Source organism: Cupriavidus sp. C1SS-2L (genome assembly GCF_057073735.1).
The window spans coordinates 1018290-1034483 of the sequence record NZ_CP172709.1 but is presented as its reverse complement, the minus strand read 5'-3'; the positions used below and the strand labels follow the sequence as shown (position 1 = coordinate 1034483).

General features: G+C 65.8%; 15 protein-coding genes. 5 read left to right on the top strand and 10 right to left on the bottom strand.

Annotated features, from left to right (window positions below; genetic code table 11):
* Nucleotides 1-229 precede the first annotated feature (229 nt).
* From ACIGJG_RS22445 to ACIGJG_RS22400, 10 genes are all read right to left on the bottom strand, one after another.
* Nucleotides 230-1291: a phosphotransferase gene (locus ACIGJG_RS22445; protein ID WP_220629999.1), complete on the bottom strand. Its 1062-nt coding sequence runs from the start codon at nucleotides 1289-1291 to the stop codon at nucleotides 230-232.
* On the bottom strand, nucleotides 1284-2480 hold the full coding sequence (locus ACIGJG_RS22440) for an acyl-CoA dehydrogenase family protein (RefSeq protein WP_220629998.1): 1197 nt from the start codon (nucleotides 2478-2480) through the stop codon (nucleotides 1284-1286). Before ACIGJG_RS22440 ends, ACIGJG_RS22445 begins: the two co-directional genes overlap by 8 nt.
* An 11-nt stretch (nucleotides 2481-2491) precedes the next feature.
* The gene (locus ACIGJG_RS22435; RefSeq protein WP_011301400.1) at nucleotides 2492-3283 is read right to left on the bottom strand and encodes an SDR family NAD(P)-dependent oxidoreductase; all 792 of its coding nucleotides are present in this window, start codon (nucleotides 3281-3283) and stop codon (nucleotides 2492-2494) included.
* Between the two features lie 36 nt (nucleotides 3284-3319).
* Nucleotides 3320-4786 carry an NAD(P)(+) transhydrogenase (Re/Si-specific) subunit beta gene (locus ACIGJG_RS22430; protein WP_011296109.1) on the bottom strand — a complete coding sequence of 489 codons (1467 nt, stop codon included), beginning with the start codon at nucleotides 4784-4786 and terminating at the stop codon, nucleotides 3320-3322.
* Nucleotides 4783-5148: an NAD(P) transhydrogenase subunit alpha part 2 gene (locus tag ACIGJG_RS22425; protein WP_011301401.1), complete on the bottom strand. Its 366-nt coding sequence runs from the start codon at nucleotides 5146-5148 to the stop codon at nucleotides 4783-4785. The genes ACIGJG_RS22430 and ACIGJG_RS22425 overlap by 4 nt, the downstream gene beginning before the upstream one ends.
* A gap of 10 nt (nucleotides 5149-5158) precedes the next feature.
* On the bottom strand, nucleotides 5159-6277 hold the full coding sequence (locus tag ACIGJG_RS22420; protein ID WP_220629997.1) for a Re/Si-specific NAD(P)(+) transhydrogenase subunit alpha: 1119 nt from the start codon (nucleotides 6275-6277) through the stop codon (nucleotides 5159-5161).
* Nucleotides 6278-6381: 104 nt separating this feature from the next.
* The gene (locus ACIGJG_RS22415) at nucleotides 6382-7176 is read right to left on the bottom strand and encodes a TauD/TfdA dioxygenase family protein (RefSeq protein ID WP_011301403.1); all 795 of its coding nucleotides are present in this window, start codon (nucleotides 7174-7176) and stop codon (nucleotides 6382-6384) included.
* A 25-nt stretch (nucleotides 7177-7201) separates the two neighbouring features.
* A complete protein-coding gene (locus ACIGJG_RS22410) occupies nucleotides 7202-8173 on the bottom strand; it encodes a zinc-binding dehydrogenase (protein WP_011301404.1) in 972 nt (323 codons plus the stop codon).
* Between the two features lie 51 nt (nucleotides 8174-8224).
* Nucleotides 8225-8590 carry a hypothetical protein gene (locus ACIGJG_RS22405; protein WP_011301405.1) on the bottom strand — a complete coding sequence of 122 codons (366 nt, stop codon included), beginning with the start codon at nucleotides 8588-8590 and terminating at the stop codon, nucleotides 8225-8227.
* Nucleotides 8580-9041 (bottom strand): hypothetical protein, encoded by a 462-nt coding sequence (locus ACIGJG_RS22400; RefSeq protein WP_011301406.1) that lies wholly within the window; start codon nucleotides 9039-9041, stop codon nucleotides 8580-8582. Before ACIGJG_RS22400 ends, ACIGJG_RS22405 begins: the two co-directional genes overlap by 11 nt.
* Nucleotides 9042-9246: 205 nt before the next feature.
* On the opposite strand from ACIGJG_RS22400, the gene ACIGJG_RS22395 reads away from it, so the two are divergent.
* From ACIGJG_RS22395 to ACIGJG_RS22375, 5 genes are all read left to right on the top strand, one after another.
* The gene (locus ACIGJG_RS22395; protein WP_011301407.1) at nucleotides 9247-9537 is read left to right on the top strand and encodes a UxaA family hydrolase; all 291 of its coding nucleotides are present in this window, start codon (nucleotides 9247-9249) and stop codon (nucleotides 9535-9537) included.
* 5 nt (nucleotides 9538-9542) lie between these two features.
* Complete coding sequence (locus ACIGJG_RS22390) at nucleotides 9543-10697, top strand: UxaA family hydrolase (protein WP_011301408.1); 1155 nt, start codon at nucleotides 9543-9545, stop codon at nucleotides 10695-10697.
* A 6-nt stretch (nucleotides 10698-10703) separates the two neighbouring features.
* Entirely contained in the window at nucleotides 10704-11408 is a 705-nt protein-coding gene (locus tag ACIGJG_RS22385; RefSeq protein WP_011301409.1) for a GntR family transcriptional regulator, read from the top strand.
* Nucleotides 11405-12463: an Ldh family oxidoreductase gene (locus ACIGJG_RS22380; protein ID WP_011301410.1), complete on the top strand. Its 1059-nt coding sequence runs from the start codon at nucleotides 11405-11407 to the stop codon at nucleotides 12461-12463. The genes ACIGJG_RS22385 and ACIGJG_RS22380 overlap by 4 nt, the downstream gene beginning before the upstream one ends.
* Nucleotides 12464-12550: 87 nt before the next feature.
* Complete coding sequence (locus ACIGJG_RS22375) at nucleotides 12551-16111, top strand: indolepyruvate ferredoxin oxidoreductase family protein (protein ID WP_483673941.1); 3561 nt, start codon at nucleotides 12551-12553, stop codon at nucleotides 16109-16111.
* The last annotated feature ends 83 nt before the right edge of the window (nucleotides 16112-16194 follow it).

The window sequence follows — 16194 nt, the reverse complement described above, 5'->3', positions numbered from 1 at the left end:
TTCGAGGCGGGATGCACGGGACAACATGAAAAAACCCGGACCTTGCGAGGGCAACGGGCCGGGTTTTACAGGAGGATCCAAGGATCGCAGGCACAGGCGGCTACGCCGACAGCTGCGCCTGGCCTGACGGTCGACTTCGAGTACGACTTCGAGTACGACTACGACTACGACTACGACTACGACTACGACTACGACTACGACTACGACTACGACTACGACTACGACAATGTCAGCCCACGCGCTGCGCCTGCGCCCACGCCAGGTCCGCCACGCGTGCGAAGCGCTCGCCCATCGCATGCGCCTCGGCACTGGATGCCGTGCCGCGTGCAGCACGGCCCTTCACGCCGTGCAGGATCGCAGCAAAGCGGAACATGTTGAAGGCGATGTAGAAGTCCAGGTCGGCGATGCCTTCGCGCCCGGTGCGGCGGCAATAAGCCGCGACGTACGCCGCCTCGTCCGGCAAGCCTGCCGCCACCAGGTCTCGTCCCGCGATCCCGCCCAGGATATCGGGTGGCATGCGGAACATCATCGCGTGGTAGGCGAAGTCGGCCAGCGGATCGCCGAGCGTCGACAGCTCCCAATCCAGCACCGCCAGCACGCGCGGCTCGGTCGGATGGAAGATCAGGTTGTCGGCGCGGAAGTCGCCGTGGGTGATGGCAACGTCGTCGCTCGCGGGAAGATGTTTCGGCAGCCACTCGACCAACCGGTCCATCGCCGGATGCCGGCCAGCGAGTTCGTCGTCGAGGTACTGCTTCGACCACCGCGCCACCTGCCGCGCGACATAGCCGCCCGCCTTGCCGTAGTCACCGAGCCCGATGGCCTGCGGATCGATCGTATGCAGGCTGGCCAGTGTCGCGTTCATCGCATCCATGTACGCGGCACGCTCGTCGCGCGGCACGTCGGCGAAGCCGGCATCCCAGAAGATGCGCCCTTCGACCATATCCATGACGAAGAACCAGCTGCCGATCACCGAATCGTCGGTGCAGAGCCCGTGGATACGGGGCACCGGAAAGCCCGCCTGTCCCAGCGCCGCCATCACGCGCGCTTCGCGTTCCACCGCGTGCGCACCCTTGAGCAGTTCGCCGGGCGGCTTGCGCCGCAGCACATAGCTGTGTCCTGGCGTGCGCAGGCGATAGGTAGGGTTGGATTGCCCGCCCTTGAACTGATCGATCGTCAGCGGTCCGGCGTAGCCTTCGACGTGCTGCGCCATCCACCGCTCCAGCGCCGCCTGGTCGAAGCGGTGCTGCTCGCGCACCGGCACCGTGCCGGCGAAATCGTGCGCCTCAGCCATGGCTCGCCTCGCCGTTCAGGGCCTTGCGCTTGATCATCTTCGCCAGCGACCACTTGTGAACTTCAGTCGGGCCATCGTAGATGCGGAAGGCGCGCACTTCGCGGAATACCTGCTCGACGATCGTATCGCGCGATACGCCCGTACCGCCCATGACCTGCACGCAGCGGTCAGCGACGCGATACACCGCCTCGGACACCGCCACTTTTGCCATCGAGCTTTCGTTGGTGCCGAGCACACCGCTATCGAGCACGCCCGCGCACCAGTCGATCATCAGCGCCGCCTGCTGCAGGTCGATCAGGTTCTCGGCCAGCATGAAGCCCACGGCCTCATGGTCGATCAGCAGCTTGCCGAAGGCCTTGCGCCGCGTCGCGTAGGCTGTGGCGATCTCGTTCGCGCGCGTGGCGCACCCGTGCCAGCGCATGCAATGCGACAGCCGCGCCGGGGACAGCCGTACCTGCGCATAGCGGAAGCCTTCATGGACTTCGCCAAGCACCTGGCTGGCCGGCACACGCAGATTGTCGATGACGATCAGCGCATGGCCGCCAGGCATCGAATTGTCGATGGTGTCGAGCACGCGTTCGATGCGGATGGCCGGGTTGGGCAGGTCCACCAGGAACATGGTGGACTGGACCTTGTCGTCGCCGCCCGTGCGCGCCATCACGATGCCCACCGCCGCGCCTTCCGCTCCGGTGATAAACATCTTGCGGCCGTTGATGACCCACTCGTCACCTTGCTGCACGGCAATGGTCTGCAGCATCGACGGATCGGACCCGGCGCCGCCTTCCTCGGCCGGCTCGGTCATGAAGAACGCCGAACGCGCGTCGCCGCTCACGAGCTTGTCGAGAAAGCGCCGCTTCTGCTCCGCCGTGGCGACCTTGCCAAGCAGATACATATTGCCTTCGTCCGGCGCCATCGTATTGACCGCCACGGGACCCAGCGGCGACAACGCCGAGCGCTTGAGCACCGCTGCCGTCTCCAGCTGAGACAGGTGATCGCCGTCGGGCAGGATGTGCGGCGTCATCACGCCGGCTTCGCGCGCCTTGGCGCGCAGTTCGCGGACCAGGTCCTCGGTCGGGCCGTGGCCGGCGTTGCGGGGATCGCGCTCATACGGCGCGACAACGTCGCGCACGAAGGCCTCGACGCGGTCGGCAATGGCCTTGCTGCGTTCGGTGGGGCAGGGAGTGAACATGGAGGCTTGCCTTAAAGCGAATTGATGGAATGGCCACCGTCGACAGGCAGCACCGTGCCGGTCATGAAATCGGATGCGTCAGACGCCAGTAACAGCAGCGCGCCGTCGAGCTGCCGCGGCTGACCGAGCCTGCGCTGCGGGATGCGCCGGATCAGCGCCTGCCCGCTCTCGGTCTCGAAAAAGCTGCGGTTGATCTCGGTCTCGAAGTAACCCGGCGCCAACGCATTGACGCGGATGCCATGGCGCGCCCACTCCAGCGCGAGCGAGCGCGTCAGGTGGATCAGGCCCGCTTTGGCTGCGGTGTATGCCGGCACCTGCTGGGCCACGCGTAGCCCGAGGATCGACGCGATGTTGATGATGCTGCCGTGCGTGTCGGTGTCGCGCATCATGCGCGCGGCACGCTGCGCCACGCGCCAGGCGCCGTTCAGGTTGGTGTCGATCACGCTTTGCCACTGCGCCTCGTCCACGTCCATGGCCGCGCCGGTGGTTGCAATGCCGGCGCTGTTGACGACGATCTGCACCGGACCCAGCTCCTGCTGCGCTCGCTCGAATGCCGAATCGACCCAGGTGGGGTCCCTGACGTCGAGCGCGACCACGCAACCCTGTCCACCCTGCTTGCGCAGTTCGGCCAGCAGCGCCTCGCCTTCGCCCACGCGCCGTCCGGCCAATGCCACCTTGCAGCCGGCGCGCGACAGGGTCTTCGCGAAATGCAGACCCAGTCCACCGAAGGCGCCGGTGACCAGCGCCACCTTGCCCTCCAGATCAGCGAACGGGTTCAGGCTGCGTCCGTCCTCATGGTTCATTGCCATGTCTCCTCCGATATCCGTATGACGTAGTGCTTACGCCGCCTTGACCATGTCCTCGACCACCTTCTTGGCGTCGCCGAACACCATCATGGTCTTGTCCATGTAGAACAGCTCGTTGTCGAGGCCGGCGTAGCCGGCCGCCATCGAACGCTTGTTCACGATGATGGTCTTGGCCTTGTACGCCTCCAGGATCGGCATGCCGGCGATCGGTGATTTCGGATCGGTCTTGGCCGACGGGTTCACCACGTCGTTCGCGCCGAGCACCAGCACCACGTCGGCCTGGCCGAACTCGCTGTTGATGTCTTCCATCTCGAAGACCTGGTCGTAGGGCACCTCGGCCTCGGCCAGCAGCACGTTCATGTGGCCCGGCATGCGGCCCGCCACCGGGTGGATCGCGTACTTCACGGTCACGCCCTTCTCGGTCAGCTTTTCGGTCAGTTCCTTGAGTGCGTGCTGGGCGCGCGCCACTGCCAGGCCGTAACCCGGCACGATGATCACGGTCTCGGCATTGCCCATCAGGAACGAGGCGTCATCGGCGGAGCCCGACTTTACGTTGCGCTGCACTTGCGAACCGCCTGCTGCGCTCGCTCCCGCATCGCTGCCGAAGCCGCCGAGGATCACGTTGAAGAACGAACGGTTCATCGCCTTGCACATGATGTACGAGAGGATGGCACCGGACGAACCCACCAGCGAACCGGCAATGATCAGCATCGGGTTGTTCAGCGAGAAGCCGATACCGGCGGCCGCCCAGCCCGAGTACGAGTTCAGCATCGACACCACCACCGGCATGTCGGCGCCGCCGATCGGGATGATGATCAGCACGCCGAGCACGAAGGCGATGGCCAGCATGACGAGGAACGGCGTCCACTCCTGCGTCATGAAGAACGCAATGCCGAAGCCGACCATGGCGACGGCCAGCGCCAGGTTCAGCATGTGCTGGCCCGCGAACACAACGGGGGCACCCTGGAACAGGCGGAACTTGTAGCGACCTGCCAGCTTGCCGAAGGCGATCACGGAACCGGAGAACGTGATGGCACCGACGAAGCAGCCGATGAACAGTTCGATGCGGTTGCCCATCGGAATCTCATGCGAGCCCGCCGGCGCAATACCAAAGGCGGAAGGTTCCGCCACCGCGGCCACCGCAATGCACACCGCCGCGAGACCGATCAGCGAGTGCATCGCCGCGACCAGTTCGGGCATCTTGGTCATCTCGACCTTCTTCGCCACATAGGCGCCGATGCCGCCGCCGACGACCAGGCCAGCCAGGATCAGCGCAAGGCCAGACCCGGCTGTCGTGCCGCTACCGGCAGCGAGGAACTCGTTCTTGAGCTTGAGGATCAGCGCCACCGTGGTGAGTGCCGCCACCGCCATGCCGATCATGCCGAAGGCATTGCCCTTGCGGGCCGAAGCCGGGTGCGAAAGCCCTTTGAGGGCCTGGATAAAGCAGACCGACGCGCCCAGGTAGAACAGCGTCACGGTATTCATGGACAGTCCGTTCATCGCGGCATCTCCACCAGTTCTCCGCCGGCATGCGCGGGCGTCTTTGCGGGCTGCGCCTCGGCCTTCACCTTCGGCGCCTTCTTGCGGAACATCTCGAGCATGCGCTGCGTGACGAGGAAGCCGCCGAACACGTTGACCGCAGCCAGTGCCACCGCAAGCGTGCCCATCGCGCGGCCCACGCCGCCTTCAGTCAGGCCAGCGGCCAGCATCGCGCCGACGATGATGATGGCCGAGATCGCATTGGTTACCGCCATCAGCGGCGTGTGCAGCGCGGGCGTGACCGTCCACACCACGTGGTAGCCCACGTAGATCGCCAGCACGAAGATGATCAGGTTGATCACCGTGTGGTTCACCATTTCCATGGTTGTCTCCTTAACCGGCCAGCGCCGCTTCTTCGCGCCGCGTCATCAGGCAAGCCGCGACGATGTCGTCTTCGAGGTTGAGCGAGAACTGGCCGTCCTTGTCGATGACCAGCTTGAGGAAGTCCAGCACGTTGCGCGCGTACAGCGCCGAGGCGTCTGCGGCGACCATGCTGGCCAGATTCGTATGGCCCACGAAGATCACGCCATGGCGCTCGACCACTTCGTCGGCCACGGTCAGCGGGCAGTTGCCGCCTTGCGCGGCGGCCAGGTCGACCACCACCGAGCCCGGCTTCATCTGCTGCACGGTGGCTTCGTGCAGCAGAACCGGTGCCTTGCGGCCGGGGATCAGCGCGGTGGTGATGATGATGTCGGCCTGGATCGCACGCTGGTGCACCAGCTCGGCCTGGCGCTTCATCCAGTCCGGCGGCATTGGCCGCGCATAACCGCCGACACCTTGCGCGATCTCGCGCTCTTCGTCGGTCACGAACGGCACGTCGAGGAACTTGCCGCCGAGCGATTCGATCTGCTCCTTCACGGCCGGGCGCACGTCCGAGGCTTCGATTACCGCACCGAGGCGCTTGGCCGTGGCGATGGCCTGCAAGCCCGCCACGCCGGCACCGAGGATCAGCACGCGCGCGGCCTTGACGGTGCCCGCGGCGGTCATCAGCATCGGCATGAAGCGCTGGTAGTGATGCGCTGCGACCAGCACGGCCTTGTAGCCGGCGATGTTCGCCTGCGAGGACAGCACGTCCATGCTCTGCGCACGCGTGGTGCGCGGTGCCGCTTCGAGCGCGAAGGCGGTGATGCCGGCGGCGGTCATGCGCGCGTTGTTCTCGGTATCGAACGGGTTGAGCATGCCCACCAGCACGGCGCCGGACTTCATCTGCGCCAGTTCGGCGCTCTCAGGTGCGCGCACCTTGAGCACGAGCGGCGCGCCGAGCGCGTCGGCGGCGGTGCCGATCGTCGCACCGGCCGCCTCATAGGCGCTATCGGTCTGGCTGGCACGCAAGCCCGCGCCCGCCTGCACCACGACCTTGTGGCCTTGTGCGACGTATTTCTTGACTGTCTCCGGCGTAGCGGCGACGCGCGCCTCTCCCGCCCGAGTTTCAGTCGGGATGCCTATCTGCATGGTTCCATCTCCTGTGATCCGCCGCGCCAACCAGCATGGGGACGCTGCGCGCCGGACACCGCGTGGGGCCAGTGCCGCCTGCGGTGCCGGTCGGTTCGTGCCGCTCAGTTGGGCACTTCGCCTTCGAGCGTCACGCGGTTGAGTACGCGCTCGGCATTGCCGTAGTCATGGACGGCGTAGTGCATGGTGCAGCGGTTGTCCCACATCACCACATCGCCTTCCTGCCACATGTGGCGGTAGACGTTGTCCGGCGTGACCGAATGCTCGTACAGGAAGTCGAGCAGCGGACGGCTCTCGGCCTCGGTCATGCCTTCGATGCATTCGGCGGTGTCCGGATGGCCGACGTACAGTGCCTTGCGGCCCGTCTCCGGATGCGTGCGCACGATCGGGTGCACCGCCGATGGCACCTTGTCCGAGCCCGTCATCTTGGCCAGGCGCGCGCCGGAGAAGCGTGCGCGCAGGCCCTCGATCAGGCGCTGCATGACCGGCGACAGGCGTTCGTACGAGAGATACTGGTTGCACCACATGGTGTCGCCGCCGATGGGAATCGTGACGCCCGACAGGATCGAGATCTTCGGCGGCACCGCGGTGTAGATCGAGTCCGAGTGCCAGGCCTCGGTCGAGGCGGTCTCCTTCGGAATCTTGGTGACCTGAAACAGTTCCGGGAACTCCGCCAGCCCCTTGAGCAGCGGGTTGCCCTGCACGGGCGTGCCCCACAGCCGGGCGAAGGCCACCTGCGCAGCGGGCTGCAGGAACTGGCCGCGGAACACGAGCATGCCGTGTTCGAGGAACGCCTGGTGCAGCACCTTGAAGGTGGCGTCGTTGATCGGGTCGTTCAGGTTGACGCCGGTCACGGATGCACCGACCGAACCGGTCAGCGGCTTGATTTCAATGGTCATGATGTCTCCTCTTCTATCGGTGGATTCAGTCGACCAGCAGCACGATCTTGCCGACGTGCTGGTCCTGCTTCATGTATGCGTGCGCCGCGTGGATATCGGTCATGGCAAAGGTACGGTCGATCGGCAGCCGCACGCGGCCGGCACGCAGGAACGGCAGCATGTCGCGCGCGCACGCCTGGATGCATTCGAGCCGCTCCTGCTCGGTGCGGGTACGGAACGTCACGCCGATCAGGTGCAGACGCTTGAGCCATAGCTGGGCCAGGTCGATCTGCGCCGTGGCCGAGCCTAGCCGCGCGATGTTCACCAGGCGCCCCTGAACGGCAAGGCTCTTCATATTGGCTTCGAACACCGGCCCGCCGACCGTGTCGATGATGACGTCGACGCCCTTGTTGCCGGTCGCCTCCATCACCTTTTCGACCTGGTCGTCCTTCGACGAATCGATGCAGACGTCCACACCGTACTGGCTGAGCTTGTCGAGCTTGGCGGCCGAACGCGACTGGGCAATCACCGGTTTGGCGCCCATCAGCGACGCGATCTGGATGGCAGCCATCGCCACGCCGCCCGACGCACCGTTGACCAGCACCGACTCGCCCTGCTTGAGCTGGCCGTTCACCACCAGCGCGTCGTGTGCCGTGATAAAGACATTCGGAAACGCGGCGGCATCGATCCACGACATGCCGTCCGGCACGGCGATCAGCGCCATCGGATCGGAAACGACATATTCAGCCTGGCAGCCCTTGCCGTGCCCCATGACGCGGTCGCCCTTGCGCCAGCCGTGCACGCCTTCACCGACTTCGGCCACCTCGCCCGCGAACTCGACGCCGGTGGTGATGGTATTGCCGGTACGCAACTCCTTCGCCTGGTTAATCTCACCGCGGTTCAGGCCCGATGCACGAACCCTGACCAGCACCTGGCCCGGCCCCGCGACGGGAACCGGAATATCCTGCACCTCGACCTTGCCGCCCTCCGGGCCCGGCACCACACGAATTGCCTTCACTGTTGGCTCCTTGCTTTGTTTCGTTCGATTACTGACTGATTCCTTGCTGTCTCACGCCTGGCCGAGCGCCGTCGCACGGATCAGCGAAAGCAGCGTCAGCGCACGTTCGGCCGCGGCTTCTCCGCCGGGATGATTGCCCCGCACAAACGGCGCACGCGTGTCCTCGATGGCCGCCAGCGCGGCCAGCGGCTTTTCCGCCGCCACCGTCAGCCGCCGGAACTCGTTGACGGTCAGCAGGTACGTGTGGAACACGTCCTGCTGCGCCGGCGTGGTGCCAAGCTTGTGAAGCAGCACGTTCAGCCAGTGCGTGCCGGCGAGCATCGCGGCCTCGATGGTCATCTCGTAGTCGGCCGGTCCGCATTTCTGCAGCGATGCCTCGATGCGGCGCGCGATGCCGAGGTGTCCTTCAATGTCCATGTGCACTCCCCTCCATGCGCGTCGCCAGCAAATCCAGGCAATGCCGCAGCGCCGTGTCGCAGCTGCGGGCAATGGCCTCGGTCGGGACCAGGCCTTCGCGCAAGCACGGGTCGCGGTAATGCTCGATGCGCTCCATGTCTTCCATCATCGCGGCGATGTCGGCGGGCACCGGTGCCTCCACTTTCGGGCGCCCGACATGCAGCACGTCGCCAAGCGGCCGGAACGCCGCCTGCAGCTTGCCGTCCGCTTGCGGCACCAGATACACGCCGGGCTGCGTGGCGAACATGTTGTCGTCCAGCGTGACGCCTGCCTGATGCAGCGCTGCATTGACCGCATGCGTGCCGGCCGTCATGCCGGCCCAGAACCACAGCTCGAAATCATCGAGCGGATCCAGGCGGTCGCGCAGTGCCTGAAGCTTCGCAATCTTTTCCAGGTGTGACACCACCTTCATGCTGACTCCTTTGTTGAATCACATCGGCGCAAAACCGCGGCGCCGTTGACATGACGATAGACACGCCGCAAGCCGATGTCAACAACTTCTATATAGGACTTCTATCTAAGAGTAGTGGTTTTCTCGGGGGGATACGCGATTTGCCTTGACTAAGCATTGTGCAATTCTCTACATTGCATCTCAACACCTATACAGGAGTTGATCAATGCCCCGAGCTATCGTACTGAACCCGACCGACAATGTGGCCACGCTGCTGGACGCGGGCCACGCCGGAGAAGCGTGCGCCCTGGAAGGCGAGCGATCAGGAAGACTGGTCCTGCTGCAGGACGTGCCCTTCGGCCACAAGATTTGCATCACCGACACGCCTTCGGGCGTCGACATCGTCAAGTACGGCCAGGTCATCGGCCGCGCCAGCCATATGATCCGGGCCGGCGAACACATGCACGTTCACAACATCGAATCGGCGCGCGCGCGCGGCGACCTGCACAAGGGCTGACACAGATGGCAACCACCTTTCTCGGATATCCGCGCGAAAACGGCGCGGTCGGCGTGCGCAACTGGGTCGCCGTCGTTTCGGTCATGGATAACTGCAACCCTGTGACGCGCACCATTGCGCGCACCGTGGGCGGCTGCATCCCGGTCACTACGCTGTTCGTGCGCGGCCAGTTCGGCGCCGACCTGGATTTCGCCTTCGAGCAGCTGGCCGGGCTGGGCCGCAACCCCAATATCGCCTCGGTACTGCTGGTTGGCCTGGAGCCCTCGTCCACGGAAGAAGTGGCGCGCCGCATCCAGGCTGCCGGCAAACCGGTCGAACGCGTGCACCTGCAGCCCAACGGCACTGTTGACTGCATCGCCGAAGGCACGCGCAAGGCGGCCCGCCTGTCGCTGGCCGCGTCGCGTGCGCGCCGCGTGCCGTGCCCGGTGTCGTCGCTGGTAATCGGTGTGGAATGCGGCGGATCGGATACCACCTCGGGCCTGAGCTGCAATCCGGTCATCGGACGCATGGCGGATATGGTGATCGCCGAAGGCGGCACTGTCATCATCTCGGAGACCTCGGAATTCATTGGCGCCGATCACCTGTTTGCCGAACGCGCCGCTGACGGCCGCGTGCGCGAGGCCTTCGTCACCGCGGTGCGCAATATGGAAAACCTCGCGATCTCGCGCGGCGTCGACATGCGCGAAGACCAGCCTTCGCCCGACAACAAGCGCGGCGGTCTGACCACCGTCGAGGAAAAAGCGCTGGGCGCCATGGCCAAGGCCGGCAGCACGCCGCTGGTCGGCGTGCTGCGCTACGGCGAGGCGCCGCGCAAGCCGGGGCTGCATTTCATGGACGCACCGGCCGCGGCAGTGGAAAATCTGACTGCGCTTGCCGCCGGCGGGTGCCAGCTCACGTTTTTCGGCACGGGCGTGGGCAACCCGATCGGCAGCATGGTGGCACCGACCGTCAAGGTGTGCGGCAACGTCAATACGCTGCAGACCATGGCCGACAACATAGATTTCGACGTGAGCGGCGTCCTGCAGCACGGAGAGAAGATCTCCGACCTTGGCGAGCAGCTGTATGCCTATGCGATGGATATCGCATCGGGCACGCAGCTGACCAGCGAGGTGCTCGATGTCCGGGAGACCGCGATCAGTCGATTCGCACTGAGCCTCTGAGCAACCATGACCAAACTGAACAGCGTCTCCGACGCGATCATCCGCTCCATCGAATCCGGCGCCCTGCGCGAGGGCGACCGCCTGCCGTCAGAGGCAGAGCTGGCCGCCATGCACGGCGTAAGCGTCGGCACCATTCAGAAAGCGCTGATCCGGCTGACGCACTCGGGACTGATCACGCGCGAGCAGGGGCGCGGCACGTTCGTATCCGGTACGCGCGTCGCGCCGGCGGACGTACGCTACCTGCGCTTCCGCGACGAAGAGGGCAACGAACTGCCGTCGTACGTCCACGCGCGCTCGGTCAAGCGCATCAAGAAGAAGGGGCCGTGGGCAGACTTCCTCGAAGGCGATGGCTACGTGCGCATCGAGCGCGTGATCAACGTCGGCGGCCGCTTTGACCTGTACAGCGAGTTCTGGCTGCGCGAGGAAGACTTCGCCCAATTGGGCGGCCTGGACCGCGAGGCACTGGAAAAGAACCTGCGCGAGCTGATCGGCCAGCGCCTGTCGCTGCCGACGCTGCGCGTGGACCAGTGGATCCGCTTTGAAAAGCCGCCGGCAACGGTCGCGCGCCAGCTTGGCATCGACCCCGAGGCTCCGGCCTTCATCATGGAAATGCGCGGCTACACGCTGCGCGACCAGCCGCTCTACTACCAGTCGGTCTATGCCGCGCCGTTCACCGAGCGGCTGATGATCGTGCGGGAGAAATCGTCATGACGACCCGATGGAATGTCCAAGGCCTGGAGCAATGGACGTCGGCCGTATTCGAATCGTGCGGCGTGGCGCCCGAGCATGCCGTCGAGGCCGCCGCCGCGCTCGTGCGCAGCGAACTGCGCGGCTACAAGACGCATGGCATGACACGCGTGCCGTCTTACGTCGACCGCCTGCGCGCCGGTGACTTCAATCCGCGCGCGACAATGTCGCACCGTGCCTTTGCCGGCGGCATCGTGCTGGACGCCGATGGTGCCATGGGACAGGTTGCGGGGCCGCATGCGGTTCGGCTTGGTCTGGAAGCACTGGAATCGAGCGCTTCCGTGCTCGTCGCGGTGCAGTCGTGCGGCCACCTTGGCGCACTTGGCATCCATGCACTGCTCGCGGCCGAGGCCGGCGCGTTCTGCATGGTGGGACAGCGCACCCCGCCGGTGCTCGGCATGGAAGGCTTTTCCGGCCCCGCCATCGGTCACAACCCGATCGCCTTCGGTTGCCCGCTGCCGGGCCAGGCGCCGATCGTGTTCGATGTGGCGTGCAGCGTCGCCGCGCGCGGTCACATCCTGCTTGCCGCCCGCGAGGGCAAACCCATTCCCGAAGGCTGGGCGCTCGACGCCGACGGTCAGCCGACCACCGACGCGCAACGCGCACTCGCCGGGTCGCTGTTACCCACGGGCGGCCACAAGGGCATCGGCATCGCCATGATGGTGGAGTGCCTCGCGGGTGCGCTGGCCGCCACGGCCGATTCGCTCTCGCCAGAGCGCAACCACGTCGGCAGCGGCGGTGCGGTCGGCCGTCAGGGCGGCTTTGTCTGGCTGGTCAAGCCCGAGGCCTTTTCCGGCCAGGGCGTCTTCGCCGACTACATGGCGCAGTGGACCGGCAACTACCTGGCCGCCGGCGGCGGGGATGCACGGCTCCCCGGCCACCGCGGCGACACGCTGGAACGCGAAGGCCGAGCGCACGGCATCGCACTGCCAGACGCCATTGCCCGTGAGCTAGGCGCGCTGGGCCAGCAACTGGGCATTCCGCTTCCAGTCCCGCATCCAGTCTCGCTTCCGGCCTGATCCAACCACACACAGATTGCTGATATCCGGGCTACCGGCAGACGCTGGCCGTCCCTACCCTACAAACACACTGGCTGAATCCGCCCCATGAACGCTCCAATTCTCCCCGACGCGGCCCGGAAGGCCATGGAAGCTGTCTCGATCGATGACAAGTACGCGCTCGAATCCGGCCGTGCCTACATGAGCGGCGTGCAGGCGCTGGTGCGCCTGCCGCTGTTGCAACGCCGGCGCGACGCCATGGCGGGCCACAACACCGCGGCCTTCATTTCCGGCTACCGCGGCTCGCCGCTCGGCAACTATGACCAGGCCATGTGGCAGGCGAAGAAATACCTCGCCGACAACCACGTCGTGTTCAAGCCCGGCGTCAACGAAGAGCTCGGCGTCACGGCCGTGTGGGGATCGCAGCAGCTGGACTTCGATGCGGAAAGCAAGAAATACGACGGCGTGTTCGGCATCTGGTATGGCAAGGGCCCCGGCGTCGACCGCAGCGGTGATGCTCTCAAGCATGCCAACCTGGCCGGCACGTCGCGCCTGGGCGGCGTGATCGCGCTCGCCGGCGACGACCACGTGTCCAAGAGCAGCACGCTCGCGCACCAGAGCGACCACACCTTCATGGCCTGCGGCCTGCCGGTGTTCTTCCCGTCGAACGTGCAGGACATCCTGGACCTGGGCGTGCACGCCTTCGCCATGAGCCGCTTCAGCGGCCTGTGGTCCGGCATGAAGACCGTGCAGGAAGTGGTGGAGTCCGGCTCGTCGGTCGTCACCGATTCGGACCGCGTGCGCATCCTGCTGCCGGAAGACTTCGCCGTGCCCGAGGGCGGCCTGCACATCCGCTGGCCGGACGACCCGCTCGCCGCCGAGGCGCGCATGATGGAGTTCAAGTGGCCCGCGGCGCTCGCCTATGTGCGTGCCAACGGACTGAACCGCAACGTGGTGGAAGGCCCGAACGACCGCTTCGGCATCATCGCCAGCGGCAAGGCCTACAGCGATACGCGCCAGGCGCTGCTCGACCTGGGTCTCGATGACGCCACCTGCCGCGCGCTCGGCATCCGCGTCCACAAGGTCAGCGTGGTGTGGCCGCTGGAATCGCTGAGCGTGCGCGAGTTCGCGCATGGCTTGCGCGAAGTGCTGGTCGTGGAAGAAAAGCGTCCCATCATCGAGCAGCAACTCAAGGACGAGCTGTACCACTATCCCGAGCAGGCCCGCCCGGCTGTGTTCGGCAAGTACCACCACTCCGAAGGCGCGGGCGGCGAATGGAGCCACGCGCGGCCGGCCGAGGACTGGTTGCTGCGTGCCAAGGCCGACCTGTCGCCGGCTCTGGTGGCGAAGGCCATCGCAAAGCGTCTCAAGGCACTGGGCGTGCCCGCCGACGTGGCCGCGCGCATGGATGTGCGGCTGCAGGAAATCGAAGCCAAGGAACGCGCCACCGCGCAGGGCGATGCGCGCGGCACCGACCGCCTGCCATGGTTCTGCCCGGGCTGCCCGCACAACACCAGCACCAAGGTGCCGGAAGGCTCCGTCGCGACCGCCGGCATCGGCTGCCACGGCATGGTGGTGTGGATGGACCGCTCGACCACGTCGTGGTCGCAGATGGGCGGTGAAGGCGTGCACTGGATGGGCCAGTCGGCGTTCAGCAAGCGCAAGCACATGTTCGCCAACCTGGGCGACGGCACCTACAACCACTCGGGTCTCCTGGCGATACGCCAGTCGATCCACGCCGGCGTGAATCTGACCTACAAGATCCTGTTCAACAGCGCCGTGGCCATGACCGGTGGCCAGCCGGTGGACGGCGGCGAGCTTGACGTCCCCGCGATGTCGCGCGAACTGCACGCTGAAGGCGTGCGCCAGATCGTGGTGGTCACGGACGAGCCCGAGAAGTACAAGGGTGTCGCGAACCTGGCAGCCGGCGTCACGATTCGCCACCGCGACGAACTCGACACCGTGCAGCGCGAACTGCGCGAAGTCAGCGGCGTCACGGCGATCATCTACGACCAGACCTGCGCCACCAAGAAGCGTCGCGAACGCAAGCGCGGCACCATGGTCGACCCGGACAAGCGCGTGGTCATCAACGAGCTCGTGTGCGAAGGCTGCGGCGACTGCTCGGTGGAAAGCAACTGCCTGGCCGTGCAACCGGTGGAGACCGAATTCGGCCGCAAGCGCAAGGTGAACCAGGACACCTGCAACAAGGATTTCTCGTGCACCAAGGGCTTCTGCCCGAGCTTTGTCACCGTTGAGGGCGGCAAGCTGAAGAAGCCGTCGACCGGCGGAAAGGTCCAATCCGTGCCGACCGACATCCCGCTGCCCGTGCTGCCGGAAGCGGCGCGCATCGTCGTGGCGGGTATCGGGGGCACCGGCATCGTGACTATCGGCGGCGTGCTGGGCATGGCCGCGCATTTGGAAGGCAAGGGCGTGATCACGCAGGACGCCACCGGCATGGCGCAGATGGGTGGTTCCACCTGGAGCCACATCCAGATCGCCGCGAGCCCCGATGCGCTGCATGCGAGCCGTGTCGACATGGCCATGGCGGACCTGGTGATCGCGTGCGACACGGTGGTCGCAGCCAGCAAGGCAACCATTGCCGCCATGTCGCCGCAGCGCACCTATGTCGTGCTCAACAGCCATGTGACCCCGACCGCCGCCTTCGTGCGCAACCCTGACTGGGACCCGCAGACCGAGGAAGCCGTCGGCTGCATCGCGCAGGCAGTGGGCCGGGACCAGGTCGGCAGCTTCGACGCAGAGCAAGTGGCGAAGCAGGTGATGGGCCAGTCGATCTACGCGAACCTGATGATGCTTGGCTACGCATGGCAGAAGGGCCGCGTGCCGCTGTCGCATGACGCGATCATGCGGGCCATCGAACTGAACGGCGTGCAGATCGACAGCAACAAGGCGGCGTTCGAATGGGGCCGGATGTGCGCGCATGACATGTCGCGCGTACCGGTGCGCGCCGCCAATGCCCAGGTGATCCAGTTCTTGCGCAAGCCGTCGCTCGACGACCTGCTGGCGCGCCACGTCGAGTTCCTGACCGGCTACCAGAACCGCGCCTACGCGGCGCAGTACGAAAGCTTCATCGACTGCGTCAGGATCGCCGAGTCGGTCACGGGTGGCACGCGCCTCACCGAGGCCGTGGCGCGCTCGCTGTTCAAGCTGATGGCCTACAAGGATGAATACGAGGTGGCCCGCCTGCACACCGGCGCCGCGTTCCGCAAGCAGATCGAGTCGATGTTCGAAGGCAACGTGCGCCTGGTGCACCACCTTGCGCCGCCGCTCTTCGCGAAGAAGAACGACAAGGGTGAACTGGTCAAGGGCACGTATGGCCCGTGGATGCGCTCGGCCTTCGGTGTGCTGGCGAAATTCAAGGGCCTGCGCGGCACCGCATTCGACCCGTTCGGCTACACCGAGGAGCGCAAGGAAGAACGCGCGCTGATCGCCGAGTACCGCCGCGGCATCGAGGCGCTGCTGCCAAAGCTGTCTGCGCAAAACCTGGAGCTGGCGCTGGAGATTGCGCGCCTGCCGATGGACATTCGCGGCTATGGCCACATCAAGGCGCGCAACGTGGCCGCCGTGCGGACGCGCTGGGAACGGCTGACGGCGCAATGGAAGCAAGGCGACGTGCAGCGCGAAGCGGCCCGGCCCACCGTGGCAGCCTGAAGACGAACTACGAACGACTAAAACGATTGGTGTAGCGAGTCCCCCGAACCCGAGACGCGGGGACCATCACAAGACAACAAGGA

Coding starts and splice junctions, on each gene's coding strand:
- ACIGJG_RS22445 (WP_220629999.1), bottom strand. CDS start 1,291: ATGGCTGAGGCGCACGATTTCGCCGGCACGGTGCCGGTGCGCGAGCAG.
- ACIGJG_RS22440 (WP_220629998.1), bottom strand. CDS start 2,480: ATGTTCACTCCCTGCCCCACCGAACGCAGCAAGGCCATTGCCGACCGC.
- ACIGJG_RS22435 (WP_011301400.1), bottom strand. CDS start 3,283: ATGAACCATGAGGACGGACGCAGCCTGAACCCGTTCGCTGATCTGGAG.
- ACIGJG_RS22430 (WP_011296109.1), bottom strand. CDS start 4,786: ATGAACGGACTGTCCATGAATACCGTGACGCTGTTCTACCTGGGCGCG.
- ACIGJG_RS22425 (WP_011301401.1), bottom strand. CDS start 5,148: ATGGAAATGGTGAACCACACGGTGATCAACCTGATCATCTTCGTGCTG.
- ACIGJG_RS22420 (WP_220629997.1), bottom strand. CDS start 6,277: ATGCAGATAGGCATCCCGACTGAAACTCGGGCGGGAGAGGCGCGCGTC.
- ACIGJG_RS22415 (WP_011301403.1), bottom strand. CDS start 7,176: ATGACCATTGAAATCAAGCCGCTGACCGGTTCGGTCGGTGCATCCGTG.
- ACIGJG_RS22405 (WP_011301405.1), bottom strand. CDS start 8,590: ATGGACATTGAAGGACACCTCGGCATCGCGCGCCGCATCGAGGCATCG.
- ACIGJG_RS22400 (WP_011301406.1), bottom strand. CDS start 9,041: ATGAAGGTGGTGTCACACCTGGAAAAGATTGCGAAGCTTCAGGCACTG.
- ACIGJG_RS22395 (WP_011301407.1), top strand. CDS start 9,247: ATGCCCCGAGCTATCGTACTGAACCCGACCGACAATGTGGCCACGCTG.
- ACIGJG_RS22390 (WP_011301408.1), top strand. CDS start 9,543: ATGGCAACCACCTTTCTCGGATATCCGCGCGAAAACGGCGCGGTCGGC.
- ACIGJG_RS22385 (WP_011301409.1), top strand. CDS start 10,704: ATGACCAAACTGAACAGCGTCTCCGACGCGATCATCCGCTCCATCGAA.
- ACIGJG_RS22380 (WP_011301410.1), top strand. CDS start 11,405: ATGACGACCCGATGGAATGTCCAAGGCCTGGAGCAATGGACGTCGGCC.
- ACIGJG_RS22375 (WP_483673941.1), top strand. CDS start 12,551: ATGAACGCTCCAATTCTCCCCGACGCGGCCCGGAAGGCCATGGAAGCT.